The sequence below is a fragment of the Shewanella mesophila genome (genome assembly GCF_019457515.1).
GTDB classification, from domain to species: Bacteria; Pseudomonadota; Gammaproteobacteria; order Enterobacterales; family Shewanellaceae; genus Shewanella; species Shewanella mesophila.
In genome coordinates this window covers 1584358-1601595 of the sequence record NZ_CP080421.1, presented here as the reverse complement: position 1 = coordinate 1601595, position 17238 = coordinate 1584358, and the positions used below count along the sequence as shown (strand labels likewise).

General features: G+C 45.1%; 18 protein-coding genes. 3 read left to right on the top strand and 15 right to left on the bottom strand.

From position 1 onward, the window contains the following. Nucleotides 1-28 precede the first annotated feature (28 nt). Both K0I73_RS07020 and K0I73_RS07015 read right to left on the bottom strand, forming a co-directional pair. Nucleotides 29-3085: an AAA family ATPase gene (locus K0I73_RS07020; protein ID WP_220063777.1), complete on the bottom strand. Its 3057-nt coding sequence runs from the start codon at nt 3083-3085 to the stop codon at nt 29-31. After that, nucleotides 3082-4227: an exonuclease SbcCD subunit D gene (locus K0I73_RS07015; RefSeq protein ID WP_220063776.1), complete on the bottom strand. Its 1146-nt coding sequence runs from the start codon at nt 4225-4227 to the stop codon at nt 3082-3084. The genes K0I73_RS07020 and K0I73_RS07015 overlap by 4 nt, the downstream gene beginning before the upstream one ends. Nucleotides 4228-4528: 301 nt before the next feature. Here K0I73_RS07015 and K0I73_RS07010 point away from each other — a divergent pair, with 301 nt between their 5' ends. After that, nucleotides 4529-5779 carry a valine--pyruvate transaminase gene (locus K0I73_RS07010; protein ID WP_220063775.1) on the top strand — a complete coding sequence of 417 codons (1251 nt, stop codon included), beginning with the start codon at nt 4529-4531 and terminating at the stop codon, nt 5777-5779. Between the two features lie 166 nt (nt 5780-5945). Here the strand turns inward: K0I73_RS07010 and K0I73_RS07005 are convergent, their stop codons facing one another. After that, on the bottom strand, nt 5946-6221 hold the full coding sequence (locus K0I73_RS07005) for a hypothetical protein (RefSeq protein ID WP_220063774.1): 276 nt from the start codon (nt 6219-6221) through the stop codon (nt 5946-5948). A 130-nt stretch (nt 6222-6351) separates the two neighbouring features. Beyond that, on the bottom strand, nt 6352-7131 hold the full coding sequence (locus K0I73_RS07000; RefSeq protein ID WP_220063773.1) for a TSUP family transporter: 780 nt from the start codon (nt 7129-7131) through the stop codon (nt 6352-6354). A gap of 470 nt (nt 7132-7601) precedes the next feature. On the opposite strand from K0I73_RS07000, the gene K0I73_RS06995 reads away from it, so the two are divergent. Beyond that, the gene (locus K0I73_RS06995) at nt 7602-7829 is read left to right on the top strand and encodes a hypothetical protein (protein ID WP_220063772.1); all 228 of its coding nucleotides are present in this window, start codon (nt 7602-7604) and stop codon (nt 7827-7829) included. 101 nt (nt 7830-7930) lie between these two features. Here K0I73_RS06995 and K0I73_RS06990 read toward each other — a convergent pair whose 3' ends face one another. The 5 genes from K0I73_RS06990 to K0I73_RS06970 form a co-directional block, all read right to left on the bottom strand. Further along, nucleotides 7931-8317: a ribonuclease E inhibitor RraB gene (locus tag K0I73_RS06990; RefSeq protein ID WP_220063771.1), complete on the bottom strand. Its 387-nt coding sequence runs from the start codon at nt 8315-8317 to the stop codon at nt 7931-7933. A 22-nt stretch (nt 8318-8339) separates the two neighbouring features. Then, nucleotides 8340-8573, bottom strand: coding sequence for an RNA-binding S4 domain-containing protein (locus tag K0I73_RS06985; RefSeq protein WP_220063770.1), 234 nt, complete (start codon nt 8571-8573; stop codon nt 8340-8342). Nucleotides 8574-8632: 59 nt separating this feature from the next. Beyond that, complete coding sequence (locus tag K0I73_RS06980) at nt 8633-9169, bottom strand: GNAT family N-acetyltransferase (protein WP_220063769.1); 537 nt, start codon at nt 9167-9169, stop codon at nt 8633-8635. A 14-nt stretch (nt 9170-9183) separates the two neighbouring features. Next, nucleotides 9184-9462, bottom strand: a complete 279-nt coding sequence (locus K0I73_RS06975; RefSeq protein WP_220063768.1) for a peptidylprolyl isomerase — start codon at nt 9460-9462, stop codon at nt 9184-9186. A 98-nt stretch (nt 9463-9560) separates the two neighbouring features. After that, nucleotides 9561-11384 carry a DUF885 domain-containing protein gene (locus K0I73_RS06970; protein ID WP_220063767.1) on the bottom strand — a complete coding sequence of 608 codons (1824 nt, stop codon included), beginning with the start codon at nt 11382-11384 and terminating at the stop codon, nt 9561-9563. Between the two features lie 80 nt (nt 11385-11464). Between K0I73_RS06970 and K0I73_RS06965 the strand changes: the two genes are divergently transcribed. Continuing rightward, nucleotides 11465-11977 carry a diguanylate cyclase domain-containing protein gene (locus K0I73_RS06965; RefSeq protein ID WP_220063766.1) on the top strand — a complete coding sequence of 171 codons (513 nt, stop codon included), beginning with the start codon at nt 11465-11467 and terminating at the stop codon, nt 11975-11977. A 53-nt stretch (nt 11978-12030) separates the two neighbouring features. On the opposite strand, the gene K0I73_RS06960 is transcribed toward K0I73_RS06965, so the two are convergent. Genes K0I73_RS06960 through K0I73_RS06935 form a run of 6 tightly spaced genes read right to left on the bottom strand, consistent with a single transcriptional unit; the run spans nt 12031 to nt 16982 of the window. Continuing rightward, nucleotides 12031-13278: a tetratricopeptide repeat protein gene (locus K0I73_RS06960; protein WP_220063765.1), complete on the bottom strand. Its 1248-nt coding sequence runs from the start codon at nt 13276-13278 to the stop codon at nt 12031-12033. 2 nt (nt 13279-13280) lie between these two features. After that, entirely contained in the window at nt 13281-13898 is a 618-nt protein-coding gene (locus K0I73_RS06955; protein ID WP_220063764.1) for an energy transducer TonB, read from the bottom strand. A gap of 1 nt (nt 13899) precedes the next feature. Next, nucleotides 13900-14304, bottom strand: a complete 405-nt coding sequence (locus K0I73_RS06950; RefSeq protein WP_220063763.1) for an ExbD/TolR family protein — start codon at nt 14302-14304, stop codon at nt 13900-13902. Between the two features lie 13 nt (nt 14305-14317). Further along, nucleotides 14318-14845 carry a MotA/TolQ/ExbB proton channel family protein gene (locus K0I73_RS06945; protein WP_220063762.1) on the bottom strand — a complete coding sequence of 176 codons (528 nt, stop codon included), beginning with the start codon at nt 14843-14845 and terminating at the stop codon, nt 14318-14320. Continuing rightward, nucleotides 14845-16200: a MotA/TolQ/ExbB proton channel family protein gene (locus K0I73_RS06940; RefSeq protein WP_220063761.1), complete on the bottom strand. Its 1356-nt coding sequence runs from the start codon at nt 16198-16200 to the stop codon at nt 14845-14847. The genes K0I73_RS06945 and K0I73_RS06940 overlap by 1 nt, the downstream gene beginning before the upstream one ends. Further along, nucleotides 16200-16982 (bottom strand): DUF3450 domain-containing protein, encoded by a 783-nt coding sequence (locus K0I73_RS06935; RefSeq protein WP_220063760.1) that lies wholly within the window; start codon nt 16980-16982, stop codon nt 16200-16202. The genes K0I73_RS06940 and K0I73_RS06935 overlap by 1 nt, the downstream gene beginning before the upstream one ends. Nucleotides 16983-17238 lie beyond the last annotated feature (256 nt).

The window sequence follows — 17238 nt, the reverse complement described above, 5'->3', positions numbered from 1 at the left end:
GGTTTCTCTTTTCCAATTTTGACGTTTTCTAAGGAAGAATAAGCTCTACTTTACTGCCCATCGCACTCTTAACAATATCGATGCGGCTGCCTATCTGCTCTTTCATCTCGGTAACATGGGAGATAACCCCAACCATGCGCCCAGCCGACTGCAGATCCATTAGCGTGCGGATCGCAAGTTCGAGTGAATCTTGGTCTAGACTACCAAAACCTTCATCGATAAACAGGGTGTCGAGCTTAATGCCACCAGCATAAGCTTGCACCACATCCGATAATCCTAGCGCCATGGATAAAGCTGCCATAAAGCTTTCTCCACCACTTAAGGTCGCCACAGAGCGCACTTTCGCGGTATAGGCATCTTCAACTTCAAGTTCGAGCCCTGAGGCCTTGTTGCCCTTAGCCCTATCCTCTTTACGCAATAAGCGATAACGCCCCTTACTCATCAGTTGCAATCTATGGCTCGCTTCCAGCAGCACGTCATCGAGCAGTACGCTCAGCACGAAGCGCTGCAAGCTAATTTTATTGCCAGTATTGCCATTGGCGACATCAGACAGTGTCCCAACGACTCCATACTGCTTTTCAAGTTTTTTCGAGTGCGCATCTAGGCTTTTGAGCTGCTCAGTAGTTTGTTCTAGTTGCCGCATACGCCCACTCAATTGCTGCCACTGATTAAGCACATTTTGCTGCACTGTTTCAAGTTGCGACTTAGCCTCTGTTATTGCCGCGATATCGGGCTGTGTGCAGTCGGCTAGTTTAGTCTCTAACTGAGCAATGTTCGCTTGGTTAGTAATACAGCGCTGCTCATATTGCTTGATCTCCTGCTCTAAAGCCGCAATGCTATCGTCTGTTAGTATGGCAACTTTAAATGCGGACAAGGAATCAAACTTAGAGGTTTGCAACTGCCGCTCAAATTCACTAACGGCAAGCTGATGTTGCTCATTTGCTCTCGCCCATGTGTCATTCGCCGATTGCAGTTGCGCTGCGGCGCTGGCTAATTGCTGCTCGGCTTGTGTATGTTGCTCTCGCAGAGATGAAATTTGTAACTTCAACTGCGCTGCATCTTGCTCAAGCTTAGCGATCTCTTGCTCTAGCGCGGCTAAATCCACCAGCTCTTGCGGTATCGCGGCTTGTAACTGCTTAAGCTGCCCCGCACTTTCATTAAACTGTTTTTCCAGTTGACGATATTGTTCCCGCTCTTGGTCAAGCTGCTGATTAAGCTGCTGTTCTTGCTGCTGCACCGCAGCAAGGTGACTCTCAATATCAGCCAGCTGTTGCTGCGCCTTGTTCGCCTCAGCAAATTCTCGCTCCAGCTGCCCTAACGCTGTTTCTAAGCCAGCTTGAGTGAGGCTATCTATATCTGGTAACTGTTCACTCAGCTCATGGTTTCTTTGCTCAACATCCTTTAACTTCTCGATTAATTGACGGTAATCGGAGCGTGCGCTGGTCAATTCGGTCAGTGCACTCTGCTCATTGACTTGCGCTGCTTCACGCTCCTCATCAGTGGGGAGTATTTGCTCACTTCGTGCCAGCTGTGGATGCTCAAGACTGCCACACACGGGACAGGCTTCTCCGACAGATAACTTCGCCGCTAAGATGGCCGCTTGGCCCTGATGCCAGCGCAACGTTAACGTTTGACTATGAACTTGTCGCGCTTGATGCTGCTCTTTCAATTGTGCGCCACGCTCTTTTGCGGCGACTAAGCGTGCATTGATTTGCTCAATCTCTGAATGGCCGCGCAGCCACTGAGCGAAGAACTGCAGATGATGTTTGGTATCGCTTATCTGTTGCTGCAAGATCAGCAATTGCTGACTATGGGCTTTTAGCTTTGGCACTCGAGCCTGAGCAGCGAGTTTTTCATCGGTTAACTGCGCCAGTTTTGTTTTTGTCTGCTTACCTTGCTGCTCGGCATTCAACATCTGCTGCTGACTTTGAGCTACATGGGCTTTAAGCTGCTCAAGTTGTTTGAGCTGCGGTAATAATGTTCGACGCTGCTGGGCAGTGGCTAATGTCTGTTGCTGCTGAGCTTCTAAATTAGGCAGCTTCTCTATGGCGGCCAGGCTTCGATTAAGCGAATCTTGGCTCTGCTGTTGATGAGCTTGCGACTTTTGCTGCTGCTCGGAGGCTTGGGTTAATTCAAGCTGACGAGATTCTGCAGCCTGATAAACAGGTTGTAGCAGCTTAGCACTGCGCCCTGCGAATAACTGTTGCTGCTGTTGATCTATCTGCGTTTTTTGCTCATCGAGTTGCCGAGCCAATAACTTAAGCTGCGCTAGCGCGGAAAACTCATCGGTTAACTGCTTCGCCTGCTCTAATTGCTGACTCACTTGCTGAACTTGTTTATCAGTATCAACCTTTTTTGCCGTAGCGCTGGCAAGCTCGGGAGCCAACGCCTTAAGCTCATCACTCAGCGCGTCGTCATTATCAAGCTCTGCACCTTGCAAGACACCGTCGCGGCGATTACGCATCGCCTCAACCTCTTTTTTAATGCCTAAGGCTTGCTGTTTTAACTTGTCTTCAATTTTGCGATAGATGTGAGTTTGAAATAGCTGACTAAAAATTTTCTCGCGAGCCTTGGAATCGGCCATCAATAACTCGCGAAACTTACCCTGTGGCAACACCATGACTTGACGAAATTGATCGACATCTAGCCCAGTTAATTGCTCTATCTGCGCCGTAGCCTCTGATACCTTAGCCGCGACAAGCAAGACTTCGGAGCCATCGCTGTGAAAGCAAATTAACTGAGCTTCTGGCTTTTGTAGCGTGTAGCCATCACCGCTCTTTTTGGCTCTAGGTTGTTCTGGCACGCGGCGAATATGGTATTGATGCTGACCTAGCTCAAATGTAAAACTCACCTCGGTCAATAGCTCATCATCTGCCATGTCGCAGCGCATCTGAGAACCTTCACGCTCATCACCGGTAGTTTTACCATAGAGCGCAAAACAGATGGCATCCAAAATGGTGGTCTTTCCCGCCCCTGTTGGGCCGTTAATAAGAAACAGGGGATTTTTGCCAAGGGTATTAAAATCGATGATCTGCTCGCTAGCAAAAGGACCAAAAGCAGTCATAGTTAAGTTCAAGGGTCTCATTGGTTATCCTCCGCTTTATGCAAGCTGTCGAGAATATCCGTCATCAACTGTTTCTGCTCGTCACTCATCGACTCACCAGCGACCTGACTAAAGAAGTCGCTAAACATCTCAAACTCGCCTTTTTTAATGTGATCGCTTCGAATGGCAAGCTGCTCACTTTGGGCCATCAGCCCAGTGCGCTCAAGATGTAACACATTAGGATAAACCGCTCGTAATTTCCCCATAGCATCTAAGATGGCGTTTTTGTCGGCTAAACGCACCATCAAATAATCCTCTCGATGAGGATCGCTAACGCCAAGTGTTAACAGTTCATCAAGTAGCCCCTCGATGATACGCACGTCACGCATTGGCGTTAGCGGCAATAGCTCAACACTCGCCTTCCCCGATGCATCAATTTCAACTAAGGTGACCGATTTGTTTTGATGCTGCTCGCTAAAGGAGTACTTTAAAATTGAGCCTGAGTAGCGAATGTGTTCCTCCCCTTTATACTGCGGCCCATGCAGATGACCGAGTGCAGTATAGGAAAAATCCGCGAATAAACTCGGCGATATTTTGTCTGCGCCGCCAATGCTTAAGGGGCGCTCTGAATCTGACTCACTGCCGCCATCTAGGAAACAATGGCTGATCACTACCTTTGGCAAGCCTTGACTATCGTGCTCGCTGATCTGCTCAAGCAGTTTTGCCATCGCCGCCTCATGGCTAGACACATCACATTCAAATAGATGACGCACCGTCGCTGGCTCGGCATAGGGCAGCGGATAAAATAGCGCATCGCCACTCGCGCTTCCTACTTTAATGGGCAATACAGTGTCACTAATAGGCCCAATGATATGTAAGCCACTGCCCAGCATCTGCCGCGAAGCAAAGCCTAACCGCTCATGCCCATCGTGGTTGCCGGCAATTAAAATAGCCGGAATGCCGAGATCATTGACCACTTGATTAAGCACGTCATCGAGCAGCGCCACGGCGTTGGCGGGCGGCACAGAGCGATCGTAAATGTCACCGGCCACCACTAAGGCATCGACTTGGTTCGCCTTGGCTAGTTCGATGATCTGCGCTAACACGTGACGCTGATCGTCCAGCAAGCTTTGATTATGTAGCTGACGACCGATATGCCAGTCCGAAGTATGGATAAATTTCATCAGTTCTCGTTTGAAAATGAGGAGGATACGAACGTATCTAATGACAGTTATAGTAAGAAATGCAGCAACAGATGGCAATGAAGTTACGCGGTGAGCGGAATATTATTCTTCCTCTGTCACCAACATCAGATCAACCAAGATCTATGAGCCATCGCACAGTAAAAGTAGCCAATTTTGCAGTAAAACATGATGTTCCCCAAATACGGCGACTAAAATTCAAAAAACATGTGCGTTTACCGCAAAATATTGTTACTACAGGCGCCAATAATGGGAAATTTTCGTTTTCAAGGTGTTCGGCGCAATGCAATTTTCAAAGTTTGGTAAGAAGTTTAATCGTTATTCTGGCATTACTCGTTTGATGGATGATCTCAATGATGGCCTGAGAACGCCTGGAGCGATAATGCTCGGCGGAGGTAACCCCGCCGTGATCCCCGCAATGCAGGATTACTTTCACCAAGTTAGCGCCGATATGTTGAAAAATGGTGACTTGGTTGCCGCCGTAGGCAATTATGATGGCCCACAGGGTAAAAATGGCTTTCTCACATCCTTAGCTCAGTTATTGCGTGACACCTATGGCTGGGAGATCACCGAGAAAAACATTAGCCTAACCAATGGTAGCCAGAGTGCATTTTTCTACCTCTTTAACCTGTTTGCAGGCACTCAAGCAGACGGTAGCCTTAAGAAAATTCTGTTACCCCTCACACCTGAGTATATCGGTTACAGTGACGCAGGGCTCGATGATGATATTTTTGTCTCCTATCGCCCTGAGATCGAGATGCTAGACGACCGTATGTTTAAGTACCATGTTGACTTTGACCAGCTAAATGTCGATGAGTCGATAGCGGCCATCTGCGTTTCGCGCCCAACCAACCCCACAGGCAACGTGCTGACCGACGATGAAATCGTTAAGTTGGACAAATTAGCCCAAGAAAACAATATTCCGCTTATCATCGACAACGCCTATGGCACACCATTTCCCAACATTATCTTTGAAGAGGTGACACCGTTTTGGAACAGCAACACGGTATTGTGCATGAGTTTATCAAAGCTCGGCTTACCCGGCGTGCGCTGTGGCATAGTCATAGCCAATGAAACCATCACCACCGCACTGGCTAACTTGAATGCTATCGTCAGTCTTGCCCCTGGTGGTGTAGGCCCCGCCATAGCCGATCAGATGATCAAAGCGGGGGATTTGTTGCGCTTGAGTGAAACTGTGATTAAACCCTTTTATCAGCAAAAATCACAATTTGCGGTATCGCTATTACAGCAATCAATAACGGATGAAAGGTTTAGAATCCATAAACCTGAGGGCGCTATGTTTCTCTGGCTTTGGTTTGATCAATTGCCTATTAGTACCATGGAGCTCTATAACAGACTCAAGGCTCGAGGCGTGTTGATTGTCCCTGGTAAATACTTCTTTTTTGGACAAAAATCGTCCTGGCAACATGCAGAACAATGTTTGCGCATGAACTATGTGCAAGATGAAACACAGATGCGCGCTGGCATCTCCATGATCGCCGAGGAGGTTCTCAAGGCCTACGCAGCGGGTTAATTAATCGGAAACTTGGCTAAGCTTTTGCGAATTAAGCTCACCCTTTTTACCAGTATTGGTATTGGTGGCCCAGCCATAGGCAGGCCATCTTAAGGACGCGGCACCGAGGCATATTCACACTTTCACTATTCACTATGGCGACGAGGGACTCGGCTCCATTGCGACTCTATAAAACCCCGCTTCGTTTTAACCCTCGCCTGACGTTTTTACAGAGTTTACCTAAACGGGAGATGTCACCCAGCAGCGGAGTATCCCCATTAGCAATGGCGGTTTCCCAATAAGATAATTCACTGTCAACTAACTCGAGTAGCTTTTTAGGGCAACCGATGCAGCTTCCCTCTGGACCACAGACAAAATTAGCAGGTTCATCTAACGGTAACTCAAGCTTAACCTGCTCGATAAGTTGCAACATAGCCGTCGTTGGCTTAGGTTTTGATGCCACTCTACACCTACTATTCAATGTGGATTTATACGACGCGCCGATTATCTCGAATAAGACGAAATCCGGTGCCTGCTAGATTATCGTGTTTTTAAGTCAGCATATCAAAGAACTATACGATCGGAACAACTGACTAAAACCACGAGACTATGTCATATTGATTAGAGAGTAACTTGATACTCATGGCGATTGACATAGTAACCACTAACGGCTTAATGATTTTACTGCCTTTAGTTAACACCATGCGCGAACCTAGGGTTGCACCAAGAGCTTGGCCAATCAACATAATTCCCCCAAGTAACCAAAACACCTTACCGCCGAGAGCAAAGAAGATCAGCGAGGCGATGTTGGTTGAAAAGTTCAGCACCTTAGCATGAGCGGTAGCTTTGGCGAGACCATACCCTGCCAGCGATACAAAAGCTAACGCGAAGAAGCTCCCCGTTCCTGGGCCAAAAAATCCATCGTAATAACCAACCCCAAGCGCCGCCGTAAATGCAAAAATCGTTGGAGTAAATACTTGATGTTTATCCTCTTCACTGATTTTTTTGGAAAACAGAAAATAACCACCAATCAATAACATTAAAAATGGCAATACCGATTCGAGCACTGAAGCATCTATCAGTTGCACGCTAACTGTCCCTAATGCGGCCCCGATAAAGGCACAAGCTATGGCTAACTTCATTTGTCCAAGATTCACCATCCCCTTCCTAACAAAGTAGAAACTAGCAAAAAGACTACCACCACAAGCTTGTAATTTGTTGGTGGCAAGCGCCGCTGTTGGTGGCAAGCCTGCCCACATTAATGCCGGGATCGTTAACAGACCGCCGCCCCCAGCTATCGCATCGATAAAACCAGCGGCCATAGCAACCGCAAATAAGACGGCAATCAATTCATAAGTTAACTCAAACGACATTTTTGACTTCTTCTAATTACACTGCAGACTCGAATAGCGGCTATTAAACGTGGTTTGCACCAACAAAGCAAAGGAGTTCTTGTCTCTTTAGCGTGAAACGGCCTCACACAGGAGCTGAGAAATAAAAACATACTTCCCCCTTAAATCTCCTGTGTGCCTTTGAATCTGCGGCAAGAGACCTAAGCTTTACCAAGGCAATGAACTCTACGTCACCCACGGCGCGATTAGTAAGCAGATAAAAATCTAGGGGCTTATCTCGAAATTGAATTGTTTTATCACCATCATAAGCAGCTAACGCTGACCGAAGAGGGGCAACGCTATTTACTACACATCAATAGCGCCTTCCAAAGGATATATCTTAGGCGACAGAGGAGATAACCTCACCCAAATATAGAAGTCAGGCCATGACGATTATTGCCTTACCCAGCCTAACCAGAAATTGGCTCATTCCTCGCCTTGAGACGTTTTAAATGCGCCATCCAACCCTTTATATCGATCTTTCTATTGGTGATTTCCAAGTCGACTATAGTCAGCAGCACTATGACATCGCCATTCGTAACGCAACCAAGCAACCTAAAGAGTGTAAGACCAATCAGTATAAGAAAGTGATCTACTCTGCATGTTCTTTGGCAACGAATTCAAGGCGAATGGATGATGGGATGCTTGCTCCCTTGCGAGGTCATTCAACGCAGAAGTAAGCAGGTAAACTTCTATCACTCTTGCACTAGAGCCAATTAGTCGTGCATTCAAGCCATAAAAAAAGCCACTAATCATAGTGGCTTAATTATCTATCTTGGAATTAGTGCTGGCATGTATCGCTACATTCATGGTCATCATCGGCGAACTCATCGTCGCCCTCTTGATGTTGCATTACGCCCCAACCATCTGTTGCACCACCAAACTCCGCAGCAAAGGTGTTAAGCTCCATCTCTTGTTCGACGATAGCATCGTATTGTGGCACCATATTGATACAAACGATGAGCTCCCACTTACCCACTTCATCGTTGAGATGAAGCTCCATCTCACCTTCGAGTTCAGATTGAGCTAGCTCTTGCGCTGCAGACTCAGCATCACGTTGATCTTCAAAAACAAGAAAAAAATCAACATCGAGCGCTTTAGTTAAATCGATACCCGCATCGGCCATCGCCGCGAGCATCTTGCCATTGTCATCATCTGGAAATTGCATTATAAACCCCACTCAGAAAAAACTATTCAGGTGCTACGACGGTGACGCTTTCGCCGTTAAAGCTAACCACTTGTCCTGCTGTGACTTTTTTACGCTTGCGAGTTTCTACTTCGCCATCGACAGTAACCATACCTTCGCTAATAACGAATTTAGCCTCACCACCGCCACCAGTCATAGACTGGACTTTCAATACTTTATAGAGCTCGATGAACTCTTCGCCTGGCAATAACGCTAGGGTTTGTGATGCTGTAGTCACTGTATCTACCTTTTAAAAAACAAATCGCCGCGATTATAGCACTTATGCATAACCACGAGCTATTGCTGTCTCTCAGATGCTAATAGTCCGTAATAACGATCATCAATCCAGCAGTCATCGAGCAGATAGTTATGCCTCAAGGTGCCCTCATGGATAAAACCACATTTCTCTAACACCCTTGCTGAAGCCAGGTTCTGCTCAGCACAGAGTCCGATAAATTTATGCACCTCTAAACTAAGACAGGCCCAGTCGATAACGCCTTGAAGACTCTCAGTTGCATAACCTTTACCTTGGCCCTTCGCAGCAAGCATATAGCCAACTTCTACCTGACCAAGGGACAGATCAACCGAATACAGGCCAGTAAAACCAATAAACTCACCAGTTGAAATCTCTTCGATCACTAGCGTTAGCCAATCACCAGATTCGTAGCGCCAAGGTCTAAGGCGTTGCTCAAACTTATTCGTTAGCACCTCTAAACCATCAGGAACTCTAACATATTGATTTTGAGCTCGGTCTTGATGGACTGACAAAAAGTTTTGCCAGTCCCCACGATGCAATGATCGTATTTTGAGCCTATTGGTATATAGCTCAAGCATACTGATACTCGGCCTTAACCGCGGCTGGTAACTTCGAGTAGGTGATAGCCAAACTGAGTCTTAACAGGGCCTTGAACTTCATTTAATGGCGCACTAAATACCACTTCGTCAAACTCACGCACCATCATGCCTGGACCAAAAGAACCTAAATCACCACCTTGTGCACTAGATGGGCAAGATGAATGGGCTTTAGCCACTTCACCAAAATCCGCACCTTCTATGATCTGCTGCTTAAGTTGCTCACATTGCTCTTCGCTGCTTACTAAAAGGTGACGTGCCGTTGCTTGTACCATGTTGTGCTCCTGAAAATTTTCAAATATCGATAAAATAAAAACCCAGCAAGTATAAAACATTTGCTGGGTTTAAAAAGCCTTTACTGCCTAATTATACCTTACGCTTTGTTCGCCTCAATCCAATCATGAATTTTTTGCTCCATTACCGCCATAGGTAACGAACCAGAAGTTAAGATTTGGTCGTGAAAGCCCTTAAGATCAAACTTATCACCAAGTGCTGTTTCAGCTTCAGCACGAAGTGCGAGGATTTTGAGCTGCCCAACTTTGTATGATAAGGCCTGTCCAGGGATCGCCATGTAGCGTTCCACTTCTGCGATGATGTCAGATTCCGCCATAGGTGAGTTATCTTTCATATACTGGATCGCCTGCTCACGACTCCAGCCTTTAGCATGAAGACCAGTATCGACCACGAGGCGCATTGCACGTAGCATCTCATCAGAAAGTTTACCAAAATATTGATACGGATCTTCAAATAATCCCATTTCGATCCCTAAATACTCAGCATATAGTGCCCAACCCTCTTCGAAAGCGGTATAGCCGCCAAAACGTTGAAATTCAGGCACGCCTGTAAGCTCTTGCTTAATCGCGATTTGGAAGTGATGACCAGGCGCAGCTTCGTGCAATGACAAGGTTGTCATGCCCCATTTAGGTTGTGCCTTAAGATTATAAGTGTTGATATAAAACACCCCCGGACGAGAACCATCGACTGCAGGTGCTTCATAAGACGCTCCCGCCGCAGATTGCTCGCGGAAACTTTCTACCGGTTTAACAACATAATCGGCATTTGGCATAACATTAAAGTATTTAGGGAGCTCTGCATTAATTTTATCTTTTAATGTCATATAGCCATCGATAAGCCCTTGACGATCGTTGAAGAAATATTGAGGTTCAGAAGAGAGTGATGCAAAAAATGCGTTTAAATCGCCCTCAAAACCCACTTGCTCACGCACTTTGTCCATCTCAGCCAAAATTCGTGAAACTTCAGCCAAGCCTACTTGATGGATCTCATCTACAGGCATAGTGGTCGTGGTATGAGAGTTAGCTAAGTGTTGATACCATACTTTACCATTTGGCAATCCCCACCAACCATCACTCGAGCGAGCCACGGGTAGATAAATTTCTTGAAAATATGCAGTTAAATCACTCAAAGCTGGTAGCAATTTAGAATTGATGAGTGCGGTGTAATCGGCTGTTATTGCCTGTTTTTCTTGTTCGCTAAAGCTTTCAGGTAATTGAGTGATTGGCGCGTAAAATAGACTATCTTCAGCTTTGGTCACAAGCTGTGCTTGGAGCTGAGGAATAATGCGTTCTACCAACACTCTCGGTAATACCACTTTGCTTTCAATCCCTTCATTCATTCGGACTTGAGCAAGCTTAGTCCATTGAATAAAACCTTCTAAACGAGACAGCCAATTCTTGTAATCAGCGACGGTTTTGAAAGGCTGTGCACTTTCACCGCTTCCCAATTGCACCATGCTAATAACTGTGCTGTAAAATTGATTCATGGGCATAAAGTGTTCAGGGAATGTTTCTGAAACGAGTACGACATTCCTATCATAGGTGAACATATCATAGCTAAGCTGTAGCGAAGCTGGCAGTGCCGAACGATCGATGGCTCTCACCCCTTTAAGATAGCGAGTATTGAGATCATGACGCGCTTTCAAATATTCTTCAGTGAGCGAACCGCCGAATTGATCGTTATAGTCACTCACACCAACAAACGTAGCATAAATAGGCTCTAGCTTTAGTGTCTCTTTAAAATAACCGTCAACCAGCGCAAGATAGCTTTGCTCTGCCGTTTGAACATTAGCAACCTCGGTTTGTTTTACTTTCTCGGTATTAATCGAACTATTTTGTGCGTCAGAGCAGCCTACTAGGGCTAAGCTCATTGCAACGGTTATCGCTAGAACGCTTTTATTCATTTTACTAATATCCTTCATATTCTGTGCATTTGCTTGTTGTTTTCTATACTTACCATTAGAGATACTTGCGGAGTGAGTCAATGATCTATTCATTTAGTAATTCAGGATTCAGAGATCCCGAAACTGGCGTCTACAACCAAACCTATTTCTTAGAGGTTTTTAATCGTGAATGGCATCGCCATATCAGAGACAACCAAAGCTTGGCTCTATTGTATCTGTGCCCACACATTCATGAAACAGTTAAGCAACCTCATCTACTCGAATTATTCATGAAACAAGTTCAAGAAGCGATTATGCGTACCACAGATTTGGTCGCGAGACTGAATCAAGATAATTTCGCCTTGGGGCTATTTAATATAGATCAACAAGGTACACAAACGGTTATTGAACGTATCGAGCAAAAAATCATTGAATTTAACGAAAATTATCAAACAAAATATACAAATCGAATCGACTATGAACTGGCTGCTTATGTGTGTAAGCCAGAAAGAGATCTCAACATTGAAATACTGTTCGAAGATGTCAGAAGTTTATCCCTTCAACTCGAAATGCAAAAAGATAAACATTCAGAAATCCGCAATCTTAATCCTTAATGATTTTCAGGTATAAAAAAAGCCCCTCGGAGGGGCTTTTTCATCAATCAAAGTCAAAGTGCGACATTATAGATACGCGCTTTTTCCTTGATATAAGCTAAGTAGCTATTTGCTGTACGCTTAGTCTTGTCATCTTTAGCCGCTTTCAAGCAAGCGTTATATGCTGCTTTATACTGCTTAGTGCCAAGATAGGCTAGTGCTAATTCAAACTCTACTTCTCCTTCACTTACACCACCAGCCGCAAGGGCTTGCTTAAGCACAGGAATCGCTTCTTTATGCTTTTCTCTAAGTGTCAGTAGTCTAGCTTGCTTTAGATACAACTTACCATCGTTACCGATCGCAGCCGCTTTGCCGTAATAATCACCCGCTTCCTTTAGCTCTTTAGCATTATGGTAGAAGCCCGCAAGAATAGAGAGAGTTTTCTCCTCTTCTTTAATTAAGCCACTCTTCATGTGCTTTTCATAGATTTTTGCTGCACGATATGGCGAACCATTTTGTGCTAACAGCTGAGATAGACGAGTAATATTCCCCGCAGTCTCTAAAAATCCATTCTTATAAGCTAAGTCATAGGTTGCTAACGATTTATCATAGTTTTCAGTCATCAGATAGAACTGAGCTAACTGTACCCAAAGGCGACCATCTTGTTGGAACAATGGCACCATAGTTTCAAGTACTTTAACTGCGTTCTTATAATCTTTCTTATTGAAGTAAGCGGTAAGCTTCATCTGGTATAAGCCTTTATCTGGCTTAGTACTGATAGAAAGACCTTTATCGACGACTTGAAGAACCTTATCCCACTCTTTAAGTTCAGAGTGAGCGATACCTATACGACGATACACTTGTGGATCTTCTTTACAGGTAAACTTCATCCACTCGTAGTAGTAGGGAATTGATTCCTTGAACTTGCGCTCTTGAATAAGCAGATCGGCATATAGACGCAGTGTTGCACCATGGTCTGTACCACCAAGAATGTCAGCGTCAACGGCTTGCTTTAGATACTTAATCGCCGTGCCCATTTGATTCTTTTCGGCGTAAAAATTACCCAACATACGAGCAATATACGCTTTATCAAAAGGATCTCGAGGATCAGCCTCAAGCAGCACAGCGATAGCTTCATCGATGTTACCTTCTTGATAAGCTTCAAAAGACTTCTGCACTTTCTTAGCAGAGCTTTGACCAACCGCTTTTGACTGACGCTTTTCAATCGGGCATTTTTCAGCTGCATTAACAACTGGAGCGACCGCTAGACTGCCACCGATAGCAAACAAAAGTGCAGTTGCAAGAGTATTAACTTTTTGCATCTCTATTTGCCTCCATCGAGTTTAAAGTCTAGTTGAACTGTCATGCCCGTTTGCTTCAATGCTTTACCGTCAACAATCTTTGGTTTGTACTTCCACTTTTTAAGTGCACGCTTCGCTTCTTTATCGAAAACGCGCTTGGGATCGGCATTAATAACTTCAACGTCGTCAACACCACCTAGTTCGTTAATGGTAAATCTCAGTTGTACCCAACCTTCTTTACCATCACGTGCTGCAGCAATTGGATACTGCGGCTCGATTCGAACGATAGGCGTCGCATCACCATCGCGAGTCATCATGTTACCCAGCTTAAAACCAGTATTTGCTGAACCAGCTACCACACCGCTCATATTAAACGACATATTCGTGTCGATATCTGATGAACTATCTGGTGGCGGAGTATCAGGCAAAGGTGGCTGCTCAGGCGGTGTAGGTGGCTTAGGTTTAACCCTAGGCTTGTCCTGCACTTTTGTATCCTGTTTATCCATACTGATCTCAATTACAGGAGAATCAGTTGCAGTGTCGGCGCGTTTCGCGCCGCCACTGACCAAGAAGGCCATGAAAACAAACAGGGCAAAAGTAACAGCACCACCAACTAATAATGATACTATTCCTCTCAGCATATTAGTCTTTCCCCGCTGATACCGAAATCTTACTGATACCTGCTTTCTTCACATTGTCCATAACCTTAACTACTAGGCCATGTTGCGCTTCTTTATCTGCTTCAATCAAGACAGCCGCTTCAGGTGATTCAGCCAACATACGCTCTACGTTTGCTGTTACACGTTCGATGTCAACCTGACGGTTTTCCATCTTAATTACGCCTGTTTTGCTTACACCAATAAAGATGTTCGCTGACTTCTGTGTAGTCGCTTGTGAAGCTTCAGGCTTGTTATAATCAAGACCTGATGGCTTAATGAACGACGTTGTTACAATGAAGAAGATCAGCATGATAAACACGATGTCCAACATCGGTGTCATATCGATCTGTGCTTCTTCGTCTATACTTGAATGCTTTTTACGTGCCATGTTCAATCTCTCTCTAGTGGTGTGGCAGGCTATCTTTTAGCTTTTCCATACTGATTTTCATCTTAGCGTCTAGGCGAGTACTAAAGAATACTCCCGATAACGCTGCGACCATTCCCGCCATTGTCGGCATGGTTGCCATTGAAATACCAGCTGCCATCATACGAGCGTTACTCGTCCCATGAACTGCCATCACATCGAATACCTGGATCATACCGGTTACGGTGCCTAGTAGGCCTATCATCGGACAGATGGCTACCAAGGTTTTGATAATCAGCATACGAGCATTCATATCTTGTTTCGCTTGGGATACCCAAGCTTCACGGACACGGTGTGCATACCAAGAGGTAGAGTCCTCTCGTTTATCCCATGCAGCGATAATGTTCTTGTGCTGTTTTGGCGCAATTAAATTGAGATACCAAAAGCGCTCAAGCATTAACACCCACATAAGGAATAGCACTGCCGCAACCAACCAAAGGACGTCGCCTCCGGAGGCCATGAAGCCCCTGACGGAATCCCAGATGTCCATCAGGTATAGCATCATTAGGCGTTCCTCTTCTCAGCATGCTCAGCGATGATACCCGCACTTTGCTCTTCAAGTACTTGAACAACTGACTTACTACGAGCAATAACGATGGCATGCATCAGCATTAGTGGTAGCGCTGCAACTAGACCTTGTACTGTCGTCATAAGTGCCATAGAGATACCACCAGCCATTAGCTTTGGATCACCGGTACCGAATAACTGAATGCTTTGGAAAGTCGCGATCATACCTGTAACGGTACCAAGTAGACCCATCATCGGAGCGATAGCGGCTAAAACTTTAATGATAGAGATACGAGTTTCAAGCGCTGGCGTTTCTTTCAGAATTGCTTCGTCAAGTTTTAGCTCCAACGTTTCAACGTCAACATCTTTATTGTCATAGTAAGCTTTCAGAACACGACCAAGTGGGTTATTACCTGGGTTTTCGATGTTCTTACGCTGTGCATTTACCTGCGCACCAACTACATAAAGTTTGATTAAACGTTCGATAGAAATCAGCGCACCAAGAGCAAGTAGCGCGATAATGATGTAACCGATAGTTCCACCCGCTTCGATACGCTCTTCGATAGTTGCTTTCTGAGTAAATACGTTTAGTAGTACACCACGCGCAGGGTCAACAAATAGCTTATGGACTCCAGAAGTTTGACCTTCGAAACCTTTAACGCTAGATACTTGCTCGCTACCTGGCTGTTGAGATAGTTGCTGAATAAGCCCTAGGTCTGCGTTATAAACAACATATTCACCATCGGCTAATAGGTTATAAGCACCAACACGAGTGATCTTAGTATTATGAACGCTACCATCGATAGTAGTAACCGCACCATCGAATGTAACAACTTTACCAGACTCAGCCATTTCAAATAGCTGCTCTTCCCAGAACTTCTCTAGCTCTTCGATTTTTGGTAACTCTTTACGAGCACCTAGTTCAGCGATAAACGCATCACGACCAGGAAACTGAGCAGTTACGTTTGACGCAACTAGCTTACCAGCAAAATCGCCCGCTTCACCTTTAACCACACCGAACATTTCACCCAAGTCACCTTGAGCAATTTTGCGGTCTTCTTCTAACTGAGCAATTTTACGCTCGTTATCGGCAAATGCTTGTGAAAGGTCTTTACCACGCTGCTCTTCTGCTGCAAGGGCAGCTTTTTCACGCTTAAGTAGTGCAGCTTTGTCGCCACGTTCCGCTTGGAATTCAGCTTCACGCTTCTTGTTTACTTTAGCAGCGTTAGCACGGTCAGTTTGAACTTGCTTCAACAGCTGATCGATGTTCTTCGGCGCATCTGCAGCGCTAACCATACCAGCCGTTAATGATAAACTTGCAGCAACGATTGCTGTAGTGATGAACTTTTTCATTATTGTGCAGCCTCCGCAGCTGGGATTGGTAACGCGAACATATCTGGAGCACCCTGGCCACGAGCCTGGCGAATTGCTTTAGTAATGTTACGTAGGTAGCTATCTTCTAGCTTGTCCCATGCTTTTGTCTCAGGATTAAACATCCACGCAGACTTTTGGTCTAGGCTTTGCGCGTAGTATGCAACACGACCGAAGTTAATAAAATCAACTAAGATCTCTTTGCCATCAATTTGCAGTTTACCCGTCTCAACATTCAACTTAGAACCGTATTCGCGCTCAATGTTGTATGCGTCAAGGATCAGACGGTATTTTTCCGCAAGAGTGACGTTTGCAGTATCCAGCGTCTCACGAAGACGTTTGATACGAGCCTCACGATCTTCCTTGTTGAATGGTAGATCTAGTGCAACAAATTGCTCCAGAGCATCAACCATTTTAAACATCAAAGGAACAACACCTTGACGTAGCTTATCAACACCATTGATATCTTCTTGGATAAGCTTCATGGTTGCTTCTTGGTCAGCGACCAAACCAGCTACGTAATCATTGTATGATTTAGTTGACTCACGAGTGTCTGCAACTTGGCCGTACTGAAATGCCATGTCTTGCGCTTGATCGTAGTATTTATCAACTTTCTTTTGAGATGCTGCTGCATCTGTATGAATTTTTGTATCCGCTTTCTGTACATCAGAAAGTGGATCAGCAACCACTAAGTTACTGCCTGCTAAGGCCAGCGCGCCAATCAGCGCTGTAGCGATTTTAGTTCTCTTGCTTACCTTGGACATAGTTCCCAACCAATTTGAAGTGAAAAATAAAAGGTTTAACTTAATAGCAACATGGGGTTTCTGCTTATCTTGCTAGAATGCCTGTGCTATAAGTGTGCATTTCTCTTGTGATTGTTAGTTATTATCTTCCCTTTTTCTACACCACTGAGGGTGCAGACCCGTGGGCATCATTTCACAAAATGTTGACCTATGTCAACATTTGAAAAGTGCTAAAACTATCAGAAAAAACGATTACAGGGTGTAAATCGCACAAGAG

Coding starts and splice junctions, on each gene's coding strand:
- K0I73_RS07020 (WP_220063777.1), bottom strand. CDS start 3,085: ATGAGACCCTTGAACTTAACTATGACTGCTTTTGGTCCTTTTGCTAGC.
- K0I73_RS07015 (WP_220063776.1), bottom strand. CDS start 4,227: ATGAAATTTATCCATACTTCGGACTGGCATATCGGTCGTCAGCTACAT.
- K0I73_RS07010 (WP_220063775.1), top strand. CDS start 4,529: ATGCAATTTTCAAAGTTTGGTAAGAAGTTTAATCGTTATTCTGGCATT.
- K0I73_RS07000 (WP_220063773.1), bottom strand. CDS start 7,131: ATGTCGTTTGAGTTAACTTATGAATTGATTGCCGTCTTATTTGCGGTT.
- K0I73_RS06995 (WP_220063772.1), top strand. CDS start 7,602: ATGCGCCATCCAACCCTTTATATCGATCTTTCTATTGGTGATTTCCAA.
- K0I73_RS06990 (WP_220063771.1), bottom strand. CDS start 8,317: ATGCAATTTCCAGATGATGACAATGGCAAGATGCTCGCGGCGATGGCC.
- K0I73_RS06980 (WP_220063769.1), bottom strand. CDS start 9,169: ATGCTTGAGCTATATACCAATAGGCTCAAAATACGATCATTGCATCGT.
- K0I73_RS06975 (WP_220063768.1), bottom strand. CDS start 9,462: ATGGTACAAGCAACGGCACGTCACCTTTTAGTAAGCAGCGAAGAGCAA.
- K0I73_RS06970 (WP_220063767.1), bottom strand. CDS start 11,384: ATGAATAAAAGCGTTCTAGCGATAACCGTTGCAATGAGCTTAGCCCTA.
- K0I73_RS06965 (WP_220063766.1), top strand. CDS start 11,465: ATGATCTATTCATTTAGTAATTCAGGATTCAGAGATCCCGAAACTGGC.
- K0I73_RS06960 (WP_220063765.1), bottom strand. CDS start 13,278: ATGCAAAAAGTTAATACTCTTGCAACTGCACTTTTGTTTGCTATCGGT.
- K0I73_RS06955 (WP_220063764.1), bottom strand. CDS start 13,898: ATGCTGAGAGGAATAGTATCATTATTAGTTGGTGGTGCTGTTACTTTT.
- K0I73_RS06950 (WP_220063763.1), bottom strand. CDS start 14,304: ATGGCACGTAAAAAGCATTCAAGTATAGACGAAGAAGCACAGATCGAT.
- K0I73_RS06945 (WP_220063762.1), bottom strand. CDS start 14,845: ATGATGCTATACCTGATGGACATCTGGGATTCCGTCAGGGGCTTCATG.
- K0I73_RS06940 (WP_220063761.1), bottom strand. CDS start 16,200: ATGAAAAAGTTCATCACTACAGCAATCGTTGCTGCAAGTTTATCATTA.
- K0I73_RS06935 (WP_220063760.1), bottom strand. CDS start 16,982: ATGTCCAAGGTAAGCAAGAGAACTAAAATCGCTACAGCGCTGATTGGC.